Genomic DNA, 16,911 nt, shown 5'->3' on the forward strand with positions numbered 1-16,911 from the left:
TTCGGGGGAGTCGTCGCGCTTGCCATCGTTGGTCATGTTGCCATCGCGGGTATTCACCGGCCGGCCATCCAGCGTCCGTACCTTGCCATCGGCATCACGGTAGGTCTCCAGCTCCTCCTGCGGGGCGGGATTGCCGGAAGGGCTGGACACCGAGCCCCGACCACTTTCCTCGGTGCCGGCCGGCGCCTGGGCATGGGCGTGGCTGGAGAGGGCGAATGCGCTGCATAGCAGCAGTGCGAGATGTGCCTGGGACATGGTTTTCTCCTTTATGGACAAGGCGCGGTGGGTGGCGGAGAAGCCGCCCCGCAAACCGGCCTGACACTATTTCCTACCTTCAGCCCGCCAGTAAGTTCAGGTTCTGCGCGGCGGCGAAGCGCCGGATCGCCGCCAGCGAGACGGTCACCGTTCAGTCCTCGGCGCTTTTGAATCCGGCTGCCTGGGTGTTCCACAGGGTGGCGAAGATGCCGCCCTGCAGGCACAGCTCTTCCGGCGAGCCATCCTCGACGATCTGGCCGTCCTCCAGCACCAGCACGCGGTCGAAGCTGGCCAGCGTGGACAGGCGATGCGCGACGGCCAGCACCGTGCGGCCCTGCATCAGGTCGGCCAAGGCCGTCTGGATCTCGGCTTCCGAGCGGGTATCGAGCGCCGAGGTCGCCTCATCGAGCACCAGGATCGGCGCGTCCTTGAGGAAGGCGCGGGCGATGCCCAGGCGCTGGCGCTGGCCGCCGGAAAGCATCACACCGCGTTCACCGACCAGGGTGTCGTAGCCCTGCGGCAGTTCGCGCACGAATTCGTCGCAGAAGGCGTGACGCGCGGCGGCAATTACCTCTTCGTCGCTGGCCTCGGGCCTGCCGTAGCGGATGTTCTCGCGAATGCTGCGATTGAACAGTGCGGTTTCCTGCGGCACCACGGCCATGCGCGCGCGCAGGCTGTCCTGGCTGACTTCGCTGATGTCCTGACGGTCGATCAGGATGCAGCCATGCTGCACGTCGTCGAGGCGCTGGATCAGGCTGATCAGCGTGGATTTGCCGGCCCCTGAGGCGCCGACGATGCCGACCTTCTGCCCGACCGGAATATGCAGGTTGAAGTGCTCGAATACCTTGCGCCCGTCCGGGTAGGCGAAGCACACGTCGCGAAATTCGATGTCGCCGCGCCACAGGGCCAGCTGCGGTTCGGGATCGTCCAGGCCGTGCGGCTGTACGATGATCTTCAGGGTGTCGTCGATCGAGCCGATCTGCTGCGTGGTGTCCACCAGCGCCAGAGCCAGGTCGCGCGAGCCATGCAGGATACGGAAGGTCAGGGCGCTGACCATGACCACGTCGCCGGCGGTGACGCTGCCGGCCAGCCACAGCTGGATCGCCCAGATCAGCATGCCGCCGGCCATCAGCGACAGGCAGATGTCATGGATCACCCGGGCCTTTTCCAGGTACATCCAGCTGCGCCGCTGGGCGCGGGCCTCCAGGCCGATTTCCTCGGCCAGGCGCTGGCTTTCGCGGTCCCGCGCGGAGAACGCCTTGATCGTCCAGACGTTGGAGACCACGTCCACCAGCTCGCCACCGACCCGCGCGGCCTGGGCGGCGAAACGCTGGTGCTTGCTGCGGCCGCGGATACCGAAGGAGATGATCAGCACGCCGACCACCAGCACGAAGCCGATCAGTGCCCAGGCCATCTGTCCATGCACGGTGAACAGCACCACCACCGCGCCGAGGAAATCCACGCAGGGCGGCATGATCTTCCAGGCCAGGCCGCCGTAGATGGCACCGGCGGCCTGGCCGGTGGCCGAGATGCGATTGCCCAGGGCACCGGCATAGTGCTGCGCGAAGTAGCGCATGGGGTGGCCGGTCAGGTGGCGAAACAGGTCGACCCGGATGTCCACGCAACTGGCCACCACGGTACGGCAGCCCAGCCATCCGCCGAGACGCCAGAACACGTTTTCCACCACGATCAGGCCGATGAAGATGCCCAGCGGGAACCACACGTCGGCCTGCTGGCGGTCGTTGGTGGCCATCGCATCGACCAGCAGTTTCATCCCGTACTGCACGGCCACGGCGCAGCTGCCGGCGCCGGCTATCAGCAGGAACATGCCGCCGAAATGCCAGGGCCGCTTGAGCACGTAGCGCGCCAGGAAGGCGAGCGGCTTGCCCGGCAGGGCCTGCTGGGCGTCGTGGGCGCTGCTGCTCATGCCTGCCGGGCCAGTTGTCCGGCCAGCGCCTCGAACAGCGTTCGCTGGCGCTGCAGCTCCATGGCCAGAGGGGCGTGCACGGGGCGCCGGCCCAGCTCGTCGGCGAAGCCGAACAGACCAGTCGGGCAATGGCGGTCGTCGATCCAGCCGGGATAGTCGACGACCGGGTACAGGCAGATGCCTTCCAGCGGCAGGCCGCGTTGCAGGGCCAGATGCACCTGCTCGCCGACGTAGCGCAGCCAGTCGACACGCTGGTCGCCCTCGGCGCCGGTTTCAGCCACCAGGATGGGCCTGCGGTAGCGCTGGTGGACCTCGGCGAGAATGCCACTGAAGGGGCGGTAGTGCGGCTCGCCTCGCCACAGCGTATCGCCGCCGAGAAACCACTGGTTGTCGGGGTAGTAGTTGACGCCGACGATATCCAGATACTCCGGTTTGCCGCCGAGCCCCGGCCATTGCATGCCCGTGAGCATGTCCCAGGCCTGGAACTGCGACAGGCGATAGCGCTCGGCATCCTCCTGCTCGCTGGCGCGGTTGCTCCTGGCGACGACATGGATGACGGGGTCGACCTGCACGAAACGCGCTCGCGGATCGACCTCGCGGATCGCCTCGATGGCCGCGATGCTGGCGCGTATCAGCTGGTGCTTGAGCTCGTCGCCGCGGCCTGTCGCCAGGGGCGAGAAATAGCCGACTTCACCGCCGGCCCAGGCCCAGAAGGACATCTCGTTGAGCGGCGAGTAGAACGGCACGCGGTCGCTGTGCTCGCGCACCAGGCGGGCCGCAGCGGCGGCGAAGCGGGCGAAGCGCTCGACGAACTGCGGGCGCCAGATATCGATGTGGTCAGGCCAGCCGTAATGGCACAGATCCCAGATGACCTGCACGCCAGCCTGTTCGGCGGCCTGCAACTGCGGCAGGAAGCTGGACCAGTCGTAATGACCGGGAGTCGCCTCGATCAGATGCCAGCGCAAACCATCCCGTGCGCTGCGCAGGCCCTGCTGACGCAGCGCGGCGTAGTCTTCGGCTGCCCAGCGCTGGTGGGCGGTGTTCTCGATCAGGTCGAGCCGCCGTCCGTCCTGTCGACGGTGGGTCGAACACTCGAAACCGCCCATGAAGAAGCTGTCGAACAGCGAAGGCACATGCATCGTCACTCCTTACCGTGCCAGATGGGTCAGTCTCTCTTCAGCCTCGGCGGGTGCCTCTTGGCTTTCCCGCTGAGCCTGCTCGATGCGCTGATACAGGGCCAGCGCCTGGCCCACGACCTGATCCATGTTGTAGTACTTGTAGGTGCCGAGACGCCCGAGAAAGGTGACCCCTGGCGTGGCGTCCGCCAGATGCTGGTAACGCTTGTACAGCGCGGCGTTTTCCGGTCGTGGGATAGGGTAGTAGGGATCGCCTTCGGCGGACGGATATTCGTAGGTGATGCTGGTCTTCGGATGCGCCTGACCGGTGATGTGCTTGTACTCGCTGATACGCGTGTAAGGCACACCTTCGTCCGGGTAGTTGACCGTGCCCACCGGCTGGAAGCGCTCCTGGTCCAGGCTGCGGTGTTCGAAGCGCAGCGAGCGATAGGGCAGCTTGCCGTAGCAGAAATCGAAGTACTCATCGATGGGGCCGCAGTAGATCAGCTGGTCGTGCTGGATGTCATGGCGGATTTCGCGGTAATCGGTATTGAGCATCACCTTGATGTTCGGGTGGTCGAGCATGCGTTCGAACATCCGTGTGTAACCGTGCAGGGGAATCTGCTGGAAGCTGTCGGTGAAGTAGCGGTCGTCGGTGTTGGTGCGCGTTGGGATTCGCGAGGTCACCGACTTGTCCAGCTGCGACGGATCCAGCCCCCACTGCTTGCGGGTGTAGCCGCGGAAGAACTTTTCGTACAGTTCGCGGCCGATCTGGTTGACCACCACGTCCTCGCTGGTACGGATGTCATCGACGGGTTCGGCCCGGCTGGCTAGGTAGCGCTCGGCCTCTTCGTCGCTCTGCAGGTCCAGGCCATACAGGGCGTTGAGGGTGGTGCGGTTGATCGGAATCGGCACCTGCTGCTCATCGACCACGGCCAGCACCCGGTGCTCGTAGGGGCGCCATTGGGTGAAGCGGGACAGATAATCGACTATGCGCTGGGAATTGGTGTGAAAGATGTGCGGGCCATAGCGATGCACCAGCACGCCGGCTTCGTCGTGGTGATCGTAGGCGTTGCCGGCAATGTGCGGACGGCGGTCGATCACCAGGACACGTTTGCCCAGCCCGGCGGCCAGGCGCTCGGCGAGCACGCTGCCGGCGAAACCCGCCCCGACGATCAGGTAGTCGAAGCCGCGGCGCGGGGTATCGTTCAGGTAGCTCAAGCCAGACATTCGATCATCTCCTGCATACGGGTCTGGGTCTGATCCCAGGACATGTCGCCGAGGGTGCGGTCGGCGTTCTTCAGAAACTCTTCGCGATCGGCGGCCAGTTCGAGCGCTTTCTCGCAGGCGGCGACGAACGCCTCGGCGGTGTCAGCGATCAGCACCACGCCGCTTTCGCCGTAGCCGCGTATCACGTCCGCCACTGGCGTGGACACCACCGGGCAGCCGCCAGCGAGGTACTCGGGGGTCTTGGTGGGGCTGATGAAGCGAGTCGACTCGTTCAGCGCGAAGGGCATCAGCGCGACGTTCCAGCCGGCGAGGTAGCCCGGCAGCTCGTCATAGGTCTTGCCGCCGAGGAAATGAATGTTCGGGCGGTGCGGCAGGGCGGCTGCATCGATCTTCACCACCGGGCCGATCATCACGAACTGCCAGTCGGGGCGCAGCGAGGCCACCTGCTCGAGCAAGGCGATGTCGAAGCGCTCGTCGATCACGCCGTAGAAGCCGAGGCGCGGCCGGCCGATGCCCGCCTGGTCCGGCGGATTGTTCTGAAAGCCCCGCGCCGTGGCGAAATGTTCGATATCCACGCTGCTTGGAAAGGGGTGAACGTTGTCATGCAAGGTGCGCTTGGCTTCCCACAGGCTGTAGCCGCCGGTGAATACCAGGTCGGCCCGCTCCAGCAACTCGCGCTCGCGCTGCAGCAGTTGCGGTGGCGCGCCTCTGAAGCCCGACAGTTCATCCATGCAGTCGTAGACGACGGTGCTGGCGTTCAGGTGCCGGGAGAATGCCAGGCTCATCGGCGTGTAGTACCAGAGCAGCAGGTCTTCCACACCGAGCCTGGCCAGGTAGTCGTCGAGCAGGGCGCGCAGCGCCTCGCTGCTCGCGTCGGCGTCGGCCTCGAGCCCGACGGGCAGGCGCGGCACCAGCACCTGCACACCTTGCTCATCCGGGCGCACCTCCAGCCAGGGCTCGGCCTCGTCGCAGGGCACCGGTTCTTCGAAGAACAGTACGTTGTACGAACGGGCGAAACGCGACATCAGGTGCTGTGGCCGCTGGTAGACGAAGCTCCAGCGCAGGTGCGACAGACACAGCAGGGTCGGGATCAGCGGGTCGAACACCACGGCCGCTTGCGACGCCTCCTGGGGTTTGGGGGATTTACCGATTGGCTGTTGAAAGGGGCCTGCCCAACTCATGTTTCCGATTCCCTTGGCTGTTGTCCAAGCAGGTCTGCCGATGCATGTACACCGCTGCCCGTGCAAGAAGTGATTCGAACAATGGACGGCCTGCTCCGCGGGGCAGTTCAACAAATCGGCTGAGCGTTGCGCTGCCGCGTGCGTTCATCTTTCTCCTTGAACTCCGGGACTCACCGCCTCGTCGGTATTTAGGACTGCGTTCCCAAACCGCCATGAAGTATCCGCCGACATGTGCATCACGGCGGCCTTCAGGCGACCCGTCGCTTAAGGAGGTGAACATGATTCTGGTCACGGGAGGTGCCGGCTACATCGGCTCTCATGCGGTGCTCGCGCTGTTGCAGGACGGCCACGACGTGCTGGTGCTGGACAACCTGTGCAACAGCTCCAGCAAATCTCTCGAGCGGGTGGCACTGATCGCCGGTCGCGCCGCGCATTTCGTCGAGGGCGACATCCGTGACCGTGGCCTGCTCGATGCGTTGTTCCGCCAGTGGCCGATCACTGCGGTGATGCACTTCGCCGGCCTCAAGGCGGTGGGCGAGAGCGTGCAGGACCCGCTGCGCTACTACGAAACCAACGTGGCCGGCAGCATCACGCTGTGCCAGGCCATGGCAGACGCCGGTATCTTCGAGCTGGTCTTCAGCTCCTCGGCCACGGTCTATGGCGAATCGGTCAAGGTGCCGATCTCGGAGCAGTGCACCACGGGTATCCCGACCAATCCCTACGGTCAATCGAAGCTGATGGCGGAGAACGTGCTCAAGGCCCTGGCTCATTCCGACCAGCGCTGGTCCATCGCCCTGTTGCGCTATTTCAATCCCATAGGCGCCCATGAGTCCGGCCTGATCGGCGAGGATCCCGACGGCATTCCCAACAATCTGCTGCCCTACATGCTGCAGGTGGCGGTCGGCCGCCGGCCGCACCTGAGCGTCTACGGTATCGACTACCCCACGCGCGATGGCAGCGGAATTCGCGACTACATCCATGTGATGGATCTGGCCGAGGGCCATTTGCGCGCGCTGCAACGGCTCTCTGCTACCAGCGGGGTGTCGATATGGAACCTGGGCACCGGTCAGGGCTACTCGGTGCTGGAGATGCTCCGCGCATTCGAGGGCGTGGTGGGGCGCAAGCTGCCCGTGCGCTTCGCGCCGCGTCGCTCTGGCGACATCGCCCAGTGCTGGGCTGACCCGAGCAAGGCTCGGCAGGAGCTGGGCTGGAAGGCCACGCGCGATCTCAAGGTCATGCTCGAGGATGCCTGGCGTTGGCAGCGCATGAACCCGCATGGCTATCAGGGGGCACCAGAAAAGGACTCGGCTGCGGCACTGGCAAGCTGATGGATCACCGTTCGGCGAGCAGTACCGTCGGCAGCGTCTGGGTGGCGGAGTAGCTCAAGCGTCCAGCAGAACGCGCTGTCGCCAGGCCGGAGCCGCGACGGGAAACAGCACCTCGGTTGGGCGAAAGCGTGCCAGACCCAAGGCGGCCACCTGGCGCTGGCGTTGCTGGGCCTTAACCAGCGCCTGGCGATAACCCTGTTCGCTGATCGGCTGACCGAGGAAATAGCCCTTGCCGTTCTGGTAGGCGTCTTTCTCCCGATGCCACCAGGCCTCGATCAGGTCCGGATCAGGCCAGGGCAGGTTTTCATCCTCGTCCAGCGCGACGTTGGCATCGGCCGGATCGTCATTGGGACCGGCGTCGTAATCCGGCGAATCGCGCAGCTCCAGATCGAGCAGGGCCAGGTCGGCACCGCTGATCAGGCTGAAGGCCTCGCCGGCAACCCGCGCGTTGGGTATATCGCGCATCTGCTGAATCAGCCAGGGAATGCTCACCGGATCGCCCAAAAGGCCGACGGCCTGGATGACCAAGCGACGTTGCTGTGGTTGCTGCATCGCCTGACGAATCCAGGCGATGCTGGTATCTCTCGGCTGCCAGGCCAGCAGCACGGGCAGGGCGCGGTGCTGGAACGCGACCGCCTGTTCGGCGAACTGGCGCAGCAGCGGCAGGGCCTCCTCATCGCCCATCTGCGCCGTGGCCCAGTTGGCCCAGAAACGTGCGCCTTGGTCGGGATGCAGGCGATGGGCGCGGATGGTCGGCAGCAGATCACGCCGACGCAGTTCGCCCGCCGTACGCGCCGATTGGGCGATGACGGCCGCATCGGCATGCGCCAGCCCCGCAATCAACGCCGCCCCCGGATCGCGTCGATGCATGCCGCAGGCGGCCAGGCCAATGCAGCGAAACAGCGCTTCCGGCGAGCCCAGTAGCTTCTGAACCCAGGGTTCGACTCGTGACCATTCCAACCAACCCAGTGCCGCGGACATATAACGTGCACCGTCGGGGTGGGCGCGCAGATGTTCGGCCAACCGGGTCATGGCGGAGGTATTGGCGGTTTCGAAAGCCAGCACCGTGGCTGCGAATATCTCGCCCTGGGCGTTGGGATTGAGCTGCTCGAGCAGAGTCTCGATAGCGACCGGGCCCGCGATGCGCAGGCCGTCCAGATGGGCTTCGATACGGTTGTCGAGGGTGCTCAGATGGTTGAGGTCGTAGTGGGGCTGGCGGACGGCGATGCTGCGCAGCAGGCCGAGGAAGGCGGCTTCTTCGATGTGTTGGGTTAGGACGTCTGTGATTAGCATAAAGCGGACTCAGGCGAGCTCATGCCAGGTGCTCCCGTCAGCGCTCCAGCACTGGTGCTTGCGTCCCGTCGACAGGAGAATGCCGTCGTCGGCATCTAGTTGACCGCAGGTGACTGGCTCTCCGAGGCGCATGTCCACCTGCTGTGGCATATGATTCGCGTCGAGTCGATATAGCGCATTGCTGGTGGCGAAGAAGATCTCTTCGTTGAAGTATTGAATATCCCATATTTGGGCATCTAGGCCAGTCTCGACTACCTCCCAGGCGCTTTGTGAGCCGATCATCAGGAAGCCGTTCTTGCCCGCCACTACTACCTGGCGGTCGGGAAGCATATGAACCGCGTTGAGGATCACGTTGGTTGGGCTGTCTAGCTGTTCCCAGCGTCCCGCATGACAGCGCCACACCTCGCCAGCGAAGCCAACGGCATATAGTTCTGCCTCGTCGATTCCATGGATCGCGTTGAAACCGACGACATCCATCAATCTGCGGTCTTGCAGTGTCCCTGCGTCCTTTCGCTCCCAAGCGCCCGCTAGGTTGCGCCGGTAGACCTGCCGCCCCATGCCCACTGCATAGACGCCTTCGCCAATGGTCCGTAGGTCGCGCAGTACACCATAGACATCGGGTCCATCACCGGCGGGCCATATCGGAGACTCGCTATCGCCGGTAGTGGTGCCGTAGCCCATGTGACCATCCGGCCCCATATAGATCAGTTCTACGCCTCCCCCACGCGGAACCTTTTGGATAGCCATGCGAGTGCAATACCAAGGCACGTTGAATGCCGAAGGCTGCGCAGCCGAGAAGACCCACTTAATCAGAGTAGCGTTCGCTGCTCCCTTCTCCGTCAGCTGGTCGATCTGAGCTACTGCACGAGCCGTAGTGCAGTTCTGCACCAGTCCGTGCAAATAGCTGAAATGCTTTTTCTCGAATGCCACTTTGTACTCCTTACAGTGAGCCGCCGGCCGCCGACATTCCGCTTATCGCCGAGATTTCCGCTTGCAGCGCCGTACTTTGCTTGGCATCCAGTGTGCCCACCGAGCGAGTACCTGCCTGTGGATCAGTTCTCAGCGGAGTGTTTTCGGCTACCCCACAGCGTTCCTTGTGATAACTGTCCAGTTGTGCCGCCGTGCATTTATCGTTGCACTGTTCGTTTACCGCCTTGTTTGCTTTGACTCCGGCGTTGCGCGCATCTGCGTAAGTCCAACCGCCGGATTGCTCGTGGTGCTTGGCCTCTATTGCCTGCTGGAAGGCATGGTACTGGCCATGTTCACCGGAATGCCGGGGCCCTTCGGCACATACGCAGGGCGATTCTGTGTCCTTGTAGGCCTGCTTGCCCTGAGGTGCGGTGAAAAACATGCTTTCGCCCTCACCACGCTTACCCACCTCGTAGAAACAATGCGCCTCGATCAAATGGTGCGGCTGCTCTCCGGGGCAACAACCGATCCCGCTTTTCCTCTTTCCTTGGTTGTAGGAAACCAATAGGCATTTCCTGGCCTTTTTGCACTCTTTATCGGCGCATTTCTCTGCCTTGCTCTCTTTGCCTGCGCAGGCCGTCTTCTCTTTCTCAACGTCCTCCTCGCAATCTTTGTGAAGGGCCATGGTTTGCTTATCGGAATAGATCCAGGGAGGCGTATTACCAGGAAATGACGCATGGTTATGCGTCGTCATATCCAAGTTCCGAACGACATTCTCCCCCTCGAACTTCACATCCATCGACCATGAGGTGAAATACACCTTGCCCTTGATCTTGCTGGTAATCACACCCTTCTTCGGCGCGCAGCCGGCTTCGTCGCCGTAGCTGGTCTTGAAGTAGCTCTTGTTCTTGAGCATCACTTCCTTGCCGGTGATCTTTACCGTGCGGGTGCCGTTGGTGGTGTCCTTGGCCATGCCGGTGTTGGGGTAGGGGATGGGTACGCCGGGCGGGGTGGCCGGGGTTTGCGGTGGAGTGAAGCAGACGTCGGGGAAACAGGCGATGGACTTGCCGTCGGCCGACTTGCACGACACTTCCATGTTGTTGGCATAGACCTCGTTGGCCATCAGGCGGCCCTCACCGGTTGGTAGCTGAGCAGGGCGGCGGCGCGTTGGCCGGCGTCGTTGCCGAGGTGACAGAGGATGTTCGGGCCATCGCCGTAGGCCTTGCGGCTGGCGGCCAGGGTCACGGCGAGCATGGCCGGGCCGATGGCGGCGCCGACTTCGCCGATGCAGTCGGCCGGGTGCCAGATATGGAAGAACTCCTTGCGCACGCGCAAGGTGCGGCTCAGGGCCAGCGAGGCCTCCTTGAAGTAGTACTGCTCGCCGGACAGGTCGGTGACGCGATAGTCCATCTGTTCCAGGCCGCAGCCCACTTCGGCCAGGGCGGCGCGGATGGCCTGGGTCAGGCCTTCGGCGCGCAGGGGGATGTCTTCGCTTTCCACGGTGGCCGGCTCCATGCCGAAGCCAAGGCCGAGGCAGGCCAGTTGCGGTTCCTCGCTGGCGACCGGAGCGCCGATCACCACGGCAGCGGCGCCTTCACCGGGAATGAAGCCGTTGGAATTCTGGCTGGTCAGCAGGCGCTCGCGCTCCTCGAAGGCGGCCAGGGTCGGTGTGCTGAGAAAGGAGTCGACACCGGCGATCAGCACGTGGCGATGGCCGCCCTGGTAGATCAGCTTGCGTGCATTGAGTAGTGCCACGGCGCCGCTCACGCGGCCGCGGGCGATGACGTTGGAGCTGGGATGAAAGGCCAGGCCCAGCTCCCGTTCGATATCGTGCAGCAGTTCGATGTCCAAACCGTCGAGGCGTCCGGGGCGCTCCTGTTCGGCCACGCCGAGCAGCAGCGGGGTTTGCGCCGGGTCGACCCCAGGCGTGCTCTGCAGGGCTTCGGCGATGGCGCGGGCGGCCATCTGGATCAGCTTGGTGCGGCCGCGCCAGGGTTGTTCCAGCGGCACGCTGGCGGCGATCAGCCATTCGCCGCCACGGTCGATGAAGCGGGTTTCCTGGAAGTTGTCGATGGCGCAGCGAATGGCCGCGCAACTGGCCGGGGCGCTGAGGCCGACCGCGCTGACCATGCCGGAGCCGAGAATGCACAGGGCGTTCATCAGTCGGCCTCCGTCGCCTGGTGTCTGGACTTGACCAGGCTGCCGAGACCGGCGTGGTAATCCTTGCCCAGCTCGCGGGCACGCCACCAGGCGCGCGACATGCTGCCCACCAGCACCTGGGCGATTTCAAACATGTTGCGTTTGAGCGGGCGGCTGATGCGCCAGGTCAGCTGCACCTGGCGCGCCTCGGTGTCGATCAGCAGGGTATCGATCACCGCATGCACCGTCTCATGGCCGCCCTTGTTGAGAAAGAAGGTTACCGGCACGGACATCTGCGGAATGCGAAAGCCCGCGCGTTCCTGCGCCGTGAGGTTGAGCAGCAGCACCTCCTCGCCGCCCTTAAGGTGCTCGGTCTGCTGGTCGGCCGGTGCGGCCTGGAAGTAGCGATTGTCGAAGTCGGCCGGCAGGAAGGGAAAACAGTCCGCCAGCCAGGTCTCGTCGTAGGTCCCGGCGAAGGCGGCGCGCTGCGGCCAGTGACGGCCAATCGGGCCGAGCGCCATGGGACGAAAGTCGCCATGCGGGCTGTCGATGGGTTTGCCCAGCTCTTCGGTGCTGGGCATCGGCATGCCGAGCATGTCGGCGCTGTCCGTGCCGCGCGGGTACCAGCCGATACCCGCCGGGTTATCCGGGTAGGCGTGCTGCTGCTCGGGGTTGCCCTTGACAGGATGGGCGCCGCCAAAGGCCTGGGCGTAGGAGATCGTCTGTTCGAGAAAAGGCTGCGGCAGCCCGGGCGCGACGCCGAGCAGGCCCGGCTGCCACTGCCTGGGGCCGAGTACCGAGAAGGCCTTGCCGACGCGGCCGACGCGAATGCCGGCGGTGATCTGCGTTGCCGGCCTGCCGCCCGGTGCGTGGGCCTTGCCCTGCACCAGCACGTCGCAGAAGGGTTTGCTCGGGGCGAAGTCCATTTCCTGCAGCGGTGCGCTGAGGCCCGGTTCGCCATGAAAGGTGTCGGCCATCAGCAGCGGCTGCTGGGTATCGAGCAGGCGCGCCTCGCGCCCGTCCAGTGGCAGGTCGAAGGTACCCTTGGCGATCACCACCAGCGATTCGCGGCCATCGGGCGCCAGGCCCTGGGTAAAGGCCGCCATCAGTCGGGTCGCGTTGAGCAGTTCCATATGCCTTGCGCCTTCTAGTTGATCTGCACCGAGCCGCCCTTGATGCGGTTGACCCCGCTGGAGCGGCTGGAGAGATAGGCGCCCTGGATGATCACCTTGCCGGCGCGGGTCAGGGTGATGCTGGCCTTGCCGCAGCGCAGCACGATTTCCTGCTCGGCGCGCAGCTCCAGGCGCTCATCATCGAGCTTCACCTGCGCTGCTGGCGCCGCGCCGAGCAGCCGGCCGATCACCAGCGGGCGCAGCGGGTCGCCGTTCTCGAACATCAGCGCGACCTGGGCGCCGATATCCGCACCGGTCAGTGCCGCCATGCTGCGGGCGACAAGGCCCTGTGCGTCGGCGCAACCGGGAAAGCTCACCCGCGGCGAGCCGTCGTCGGGCAGGGCGAGCAGGGTGCCGATCATCACGCCGTCGAGGCGCGCCTGGCTGGGCAGGAAGTATTGAACCGTCATAACTGGGCTCCTAGTTCTGCAGAATCTTCTGCCCCTTGACCACCACGTTCTTGCTCGCCTTGACGTTGATCGCCCCGGAGCCGTCGATGGTGATGTTCTTGCCGCGAATGGTGATGGTGCCGTCCTTCTTCATGGTGATGCTGGCCGAGCCGGTGGTCAGGGTGATGGAGTCGCCCGCGCTCAGGGAGAAGTTCTTGCCCACGCTCAGGCTGTCGTCCTTGCCGATGCTGCTGTCGCGACTCTGACCGACGCTGCGCGACTCGTTCTTGCCGATGCTGGTGTTCTGGTTGCTGCCGATGCTGATGTCTTCGTTCTTGCCGACCTTCTCGGTACGGTTGCTGCCGATGGTGATGCTCTCGTCGCTGCCGACATCCTCGGTGCGGTTGTTGCCGATGCTGATCTTCTCGTTGCTGCCGACCTTCTCGGTGCGGTTGGCGCCGATGGTGATGCTCTCGTCGCTGCCGACATCCTCGGTGCGGTTGTTGCCGATGCTGATCTTCTCGTTGCTGCCGACCTTTTCGGTGCGATCGACGCCGATGGTAATGGTCTCGTTGTTGCCGACCTTCTCCGTGCGGTCCACGCCGATGGTGATGGTTTCGTTGTTGTCCACCGTCTCGGTACGGTCGTGTTTGACGTGCACCGTTTCGTCGTTGTCGATGGTCTTGGTGCGGTCGTGGCCGACCCAGTGGGTTTCGTCGTTCTCGACCTCGATGTCCTGGTTCTTTTCCGCATGGATGAACAGCTGCTCCTCGCCCTTCTTGTCCTCCATGCGGATTTCGTTGAAGTTGGCCGGCGTGCCTTCCTTGCTCGAACGGCTCTTCACGCCGCTCTGGGTGGCATTGGCGGGCAGGTCGTAGGGCACCGTCTGCTCGGCGTTGTAGACGCGACCGGTGATGATCGGCCGATCCGGATCGCCTTCGAGGAAGCTGACGATCACCTCCTGGCCGATGCGCGGAATCTGGATCGCGCCCCAGTTCTTGCCGGCCCAGGCCTGCGACACGCGCATCCAGCAGGAGCTGTTCTCGTCGGACTGGTCGTGGCGGTCCCAGTAGAAGTGCACCTTGACCCGGCCGTACTGGTCGGTCCAGATCTCCTCGCCGCTGGGGCCGACCACCATGGCGGTCTGCGGCCCGCGCACGATGGGCATGGGGGTCAGCGGCAGGGGGCGAAAGGCCTGGCTGGCGTCCATGCAGTCCAGCTCGCTGGTGAACTGCTCGAGGTTGTCGCCGAAGCCGGTCTCATAGGCCTCCTGGCGGATGCGGTAGCGCGCACCGACCACCAAATACTCGCGGTTCTGGTCGGCGCGCTCGTAACCGCTGAGCTTGAACAGATGGCCCGAGCCCAGGCCGCGGGCACGGCCGCGCAGCTGCACGCGCTCGAACTGCGTATGGATGGCCTCGATGCGGGTGCGTGCGTAGTGCTCGCCGTCCTTGCTCTGCACGTACTCGCCGGGATAGTCGAACAGCGGGTATTCGGCGTTGCCATGGCTGCGCGAGACGCTGGAACGCACGTCGAGGCTGGCGCTGGGGCGCTGGAAGTCGTAATCGGTCAGCGCCAGGGAGCCGGGCTGCACCTCACGCGCCAGCTGCCAGTCGTAGAAGTGGTCGCGCTCGCGCATCTGCAGTTCGGGCGGGTAGAACGGCACGCTGGCGTAGCCGTCCACCGTCGAATGGGCGCCGTAGGCGTCGGCCAGCACCAACACGTGGCGCGCCTTCTCGTGGCGGAAGTAGTAGTAGATGCCTTCCTGCTCCATCAGCCGGCTGACGAAGTCGAAGCTGGTTTCCCGGTACTGCACGCAGTACTCCCACTCCCGGTAGCTGCGGCTGAGGCTGTCTTCGAAATCGGAAAAACCCAGGTCGCGGAACACCTGCTTGATGATGTCCGGCACCGTCTTGTTCTGGAAGATGCGGCAGTCGGAGGTCCGGCTCAGCAGCCACAGCCATGGTCGCAGGGTCACCTGATAGCCGGCGAACTGGCCGATGCCCACGGTCTGCCGGCAGGCGCAGACGATGCCGTGGAAGTAGCGATCGCCGCCATCGGGCAGCTCCAGTGACAGCCCCATGGGCTTGCCCAGCAGCTGGTCGAACTTCACCGAGCCGTCTTCCGAGGTCAGCTCCAGGTGGTACTGGAACGGGCGGCCCAGTTCCTCGCTGCCATCCATGCCCTGCAACAGCAGGACGTTGGGCCCCAGTGGTCCGTTGACCTGAACCGCTCTTGTGCTTTGCGTGATGGCCATGACGGCTTCCTCTGGCTATCGCGGTTGGGGTTAGGCGCCGAAGTCGTAGTGCAGGGCGTTGTCGCGTTGGCTGATGCGCACGCCGGCGAGCGGTTTGCCCTCGAGCATGCGGGTGAGGAACTCACGACTCATGTCCGGCAACAGGCTGTTGGTCAGAATGGCGTCGATCATCCTGCCGCCGCTCTCGATCTCGGTGCAGCGCGAGACGATCAGGTCGATCACGCTGTCGTCGTACTCGAATGGCACCTTGTGCCCGGCTTCCACGCGCTTCTTGATGCGGTCGAGCTGCAGCCGGGTGATGGCCTTGAGCATGGTGTCGGATAGCGGGTAGTAGGGGATGGTCACCAGGCGGCCGAGCAGCGCCGGCGGGAATACCTTGAGCAGCGGTTCGCGCAAGGCCTTGGCGATGGAGTCCGGATCGGGCATCAGCTCCGGGTCGCTGCACAGACTGGCGATCATGTCGGTGCCGGCGTTGGTGGTGAGCAGAATCAGGGTGTTCTTGAAGTCGATCAGGCGACCCTCGCCATCTTCCATCACCCCCTTGTCGAAGACCTGGAAGAAGATCTCGTGCACGTCCGGATGCGCCTTCTCCACCTCATCCAGCAGCACCACGCTGTAGGGCTTGCGCCTGACGGCCTCGGTCAGCACGCCGCCTTCGCCGTAGCCGACGTAGCCGGGCGGGGCGCCCTTGAGGGTGGAGACGGTGTGCGCCTCCTGGAATTCGCTCATGTTGATGGTGATGACGTTCTGCTCGCCGCCATACATGGCCTCGGCCAGGGCCAGCGCGGTCTCGGTCTTGCCCACGCCGGAGGTGCCGGCGAGGAGGAACACGCCGATCGGTTTGCTCGGGTTGTCCAGGCCGGCGCGTGAGGTCTGGATGCGCTTGGCGATCATCGCCAGGGCGTGGTCCTGACCGATGATGCGTTTTTTCAGGTGTTCGTCGAGACGCAGCACGGTATCGATCTCGTTGCGCGCCATGCGCCCGACCGGAATGCCGGTCCAGTCGGCCACCACCGAGGCCACGGCCTGATAGTCGACCGTAGGCAGGATCAGCGGATTTTCCCCTTGCAGAGCGTTCAGACTGTTCTGCAGTTCGCTGAGTCGGGCGCGCAGGGTGTCCAGTTCCTCCTGGCTCAGGGCAGGGGTGTCGGCGCCACCTTCGCGGCTGGTGCCGTCCACCGGCTCGGCGGCGGCGCGCAGGCTGGCGCGGGTGGCCAGCAGCTCGTCGACCAGGGTCTTTTCCTCGGCCCAGCGCGCTTCCAGCTCGCCCAGGCGGGTGCGCTCCTCATCCAGAGCGGCCTGCGTGTCGTCCTGGCGACTGCCGATGGCGATGCCGATGGCCTGCTCGCGGGCGATGATGGCCAGCTCGGTCTCCAGTGCCTCGATACGCCGGCGGCTGTCGTCCACCTCGGCCGGCACCGCATGCAGGCTGATGGCGACGCGGGCGCAGGCGGTGTCGAGCAGGCTCACCGATTTATCCGGCAACTGGCGCGCCGGGATGTAGCGGTGCGACAGCTTGACCGCGGCTTCCAGCGCCTCGTCGAGGATCTGCACCTTGTGGTGCTGCTCCATGGTCGAGGCCACGCCGCGCATCATCAGGATCGCCTTGTGCTCGGACGGCTCGTCCACCTGCACCACCTGAAAGCGCCGGGTCAGCGCCGGGTCCTTCTCGATGTGCTTCTTGTACTCGGCCCAGGTGGTGGCGGCCACGGTGCG

At 64.6% G+C, this 16,911-nt stretch carries 14 protein-coding genes; 1 reads left to right on the plus strand and 13 read right to left on the minus strand.

All coding sequences use genetic code 11. From position 1 onward, the window contains the following. The 5 genes from N7333_RS20970 to N7333_RS20990 all read right to left on the minus strand — a co-directional run. A partial coding sequence (locus N7333_RS20970) for a hypothetical protein (RefSeq protein ID WP_279859340.1) occupies positions 1-255 on the minus strand: 255 nt, incomplete at its 3' end. Positions 256-406: 151 nt separating this feature from the next. Continuing rightward, positions 407-2,182: an ABC transporter ATP-binding protein gene (locus tag N7333_RS20975; RefSeq protein WP_003244971.1), complete on the minus strand. Its 1,776-nt coding sequence runs from the start codon at positions 2,180-2,182 to the stop codon at positions 407-409. Then, a complete protein-coding gene (locus tag N7333_RS20980; RefSeq protein ID WP_003244972.1) occupies positions 2,179-3,321 on the minus strand; it encodes a family 1 glycosylhydrolase in 1,143 nt (380 codons plus the stop codon). Before N7333_RS20980 ends, N7333_RS20975 begins: the two co-directional genes overlap by 4 nt. A gap of 9 nt (positions 3,322-3,330) precedes the next feature. Continuing rightward, entirely contained in the window at positions 3,331-4,527 is a 1,197-nt protein-coding gene (glf, locus tag N7333_RS20985) for a UDP-galactopyranose mutase (protein WP_279859341.1), read from the minus strand. Next, positions 4,515-5,708: a glycosyltransferase family 1 protein gene (locus N7333_RS20990; protein WP_279859342.1), complete on the minus strand. Its 1,194-nt coding sequence runs from the start codon at positions 5,706-5,708 to the stop codon at positions 4,515-4,517. The genes glf and N7333_RS20990 overlap by 13 nt, the downstream gene beginning before the upstream one ends. Positions 5,709-5,986: 278 nt before the next feature. Between N7333_RS20990 and galE the strand changes: the two genes are divergently transcribed. Next, positions 5,987-7,036, plus strand: coding sequence for a UDP-glucose 4-epimerase GalE (gene galE, locus N7333_RS20995; protein WP_012018676.1), 1,050 nt, complete (start codon positions 5,987-5,989; stop codon positions 7,034-7,036). A gap of 54 nt (positions 7,037-7,090) precedes the next feature. On the opposite strand, the gene N7333_RS21000 is transcribed toward galE, so the two are convergent. The 8 genes from N7333_RS21000 to N7333_RS21035 form a co-directional block, all read right to left on the minus strand. Continuing rightward, positions 7,091-8,329 (minus strand): TIGR02270 family protein, encoded by a 1,239-nt coding sequence (locus N7333_RS21000; RefSeq protein WP_279859343.1) that lies wholly within the window; start codon positions 8,327-8,329, stop codon positions 7,091-7,093. Positions 8,330-8,338: 9 nt separating this feature from the next. Next, entirely contained in the window at positions 8,339-9,259 is a 921-nt protein-coding gene (locus tag N7333_RS21005; RefSeq protein WP_273264405.1) for a hypothetical protein, read from the minus strand. Positions 9,260-9,269: 10 nt separating this feature from the next. Beyond that, positions 9,270-10,361, minus strand: coding sequence for a PAAR-like domain-containing protein (locus tag N7333_RS21010; RefSeq protein ID WP_129482642.1), 1,092 nt, complete (start codon positions 10,359-10,361; stop codon positions 9,270-9,272). Next, on the minus strand, positions 10,361-11,401 hold the full coding sequence (locus tag N7333_RS21015; protein ID WP_279859348.1) for a hypothetical protein: 1,041 nt from the start codon (positions 11,399-11,401) through the stop codon (positions 10,361-10,363). Before N7333_RS21015 ends, N7333_RS21010 begins: the two co-directional genes overlap by 1 nt. Next, positions 11,398-12,510, minus strand: coding sequence for a DUF2169 domain-containing protein (locus N7333_RS21020; protein WP_279859345.1), 1,113 nt, complete (start codon positions 12,508-12,510; stop codon positions 11,398-11,400). The genes N7333_RS21015 and N7333_RS21020 overlap by 4 nt, the downstream gene beginning before the upstream one ends. A 14-nt stretch (positions 12,511-12,524) precedes the next feature. Beyond that, positions 12,525-12,959: a DUF6484 domain-containing protein gene (locus N7333_RS21025; protein ID WP_003244987.1), complete on the minus strand. Its 435-nt coding sequence runs from the start codon at positions 12,957-12,959 to the stop codon at positions 12,525-12,527. A 10-nt stretch (positions 12,960-12,969) separates the two neighbouring features. After that, positions 12,970-15,195, minus strand: coding sequence for a type VI secretion system tip protein TssI/VgrG (gene tssI / locus N7333_RS21030; RefSeq protein WP_279859346.1), 2,226 nt, complete (start codon positions 15,193-15,195; stop codon positions 12,970-12,972). A gap of 30 nt (positions 15,196-15,225) precedes the next feature. Continuing rightward, on the minus strand, positions 15,226-16,911 hold a 1,686-nt coding region (locus tag N7333_RS21035; RefSeq protein WP_279859347.1), incomplete at its 5' end, for an AAA family ATPase.

Source organism: Pseudomonas sp. GD04158, assembly GCF_029834875.1.
Classification (GTDB): Bacteria; Pseudomonadota; Gammaproteobacteria; order Pseudomonadales; family Pseudomonadaceae; genus Aquipseudomonas; species Aquipseudomonas hydrolytica.

Bases quoted from the DNA above. Each gene is read 5' to 3' on its own strand.
- N7333_RS20975 (WP_003244971.1), bottom strand. From the start codon at position 2,182: ATGAGCAGCAGCGCCCACGACGCCCAGCAGGCCCTGCCGGGCAAGCCG.
- N7333_RS20980 (WP_003244972.1), bottom strand. From the start codon at position 3,321: ATGCATGTGCCTTCGCTGTTCGACAGCTTCTTCATGGGCGGTTTCGAG.
- glf (WP_279859341.1), bottom strand. From the start codon at position 4,527: ATGTCTGGCTTGAGCTACCTGAACGATACCCCGCGCCGCGGCTTCGAC.
- N7333_RS20990 (WP_279859342.1), bottom strand. From the start codon at position 5,708: ATGAGTTGGGCAGGCCCCTTTCAACAGCCAATCGGTAAATCCCCCAAA.
- galE (WP_012018676.1), top strand. From the start codon at position 5,987: ATGATTCTGGTCACGGGAGGTGCCGGCTACATCGGCTCTCATGCGGTG.
- N7333_RS21000 (WP_279859343.1), bottom strand. From the start codon at position 8,329: ATGCTAATCACAGACGTCCTAACCCAACACATCGAAGAAGCCGCCTTC.
- N7333_RS21010 (WP_129482642.1), bottom strand. From the start codon at position 10,361: ATGGCCAACGAGGTCTATGCCAACAACATGGAAGTGTCGTGCAAGTCG.
- N7333_RS21020 (WP_279859345.1), bottom strand. From the start codon at position 12,510: ATGGAACTGCTCAACGCGACCCGACTGATGGCGGCCTTTACCCAGGGC.
- N7333_RS21025 (WP_003244987.1), bottom strand. From the start codon at position 12,959: ATGACGGTTCAATACTTCCTGCCCAGCCAGGCGCGCCTCGACGGCGTG.
- tssI (WP_279859346.1), bottom strand. From the start codon at position 15,195: ATGGCCATCACGCAAAGCACAAGAGCGGTTCAGGTCAACGGACCACTG.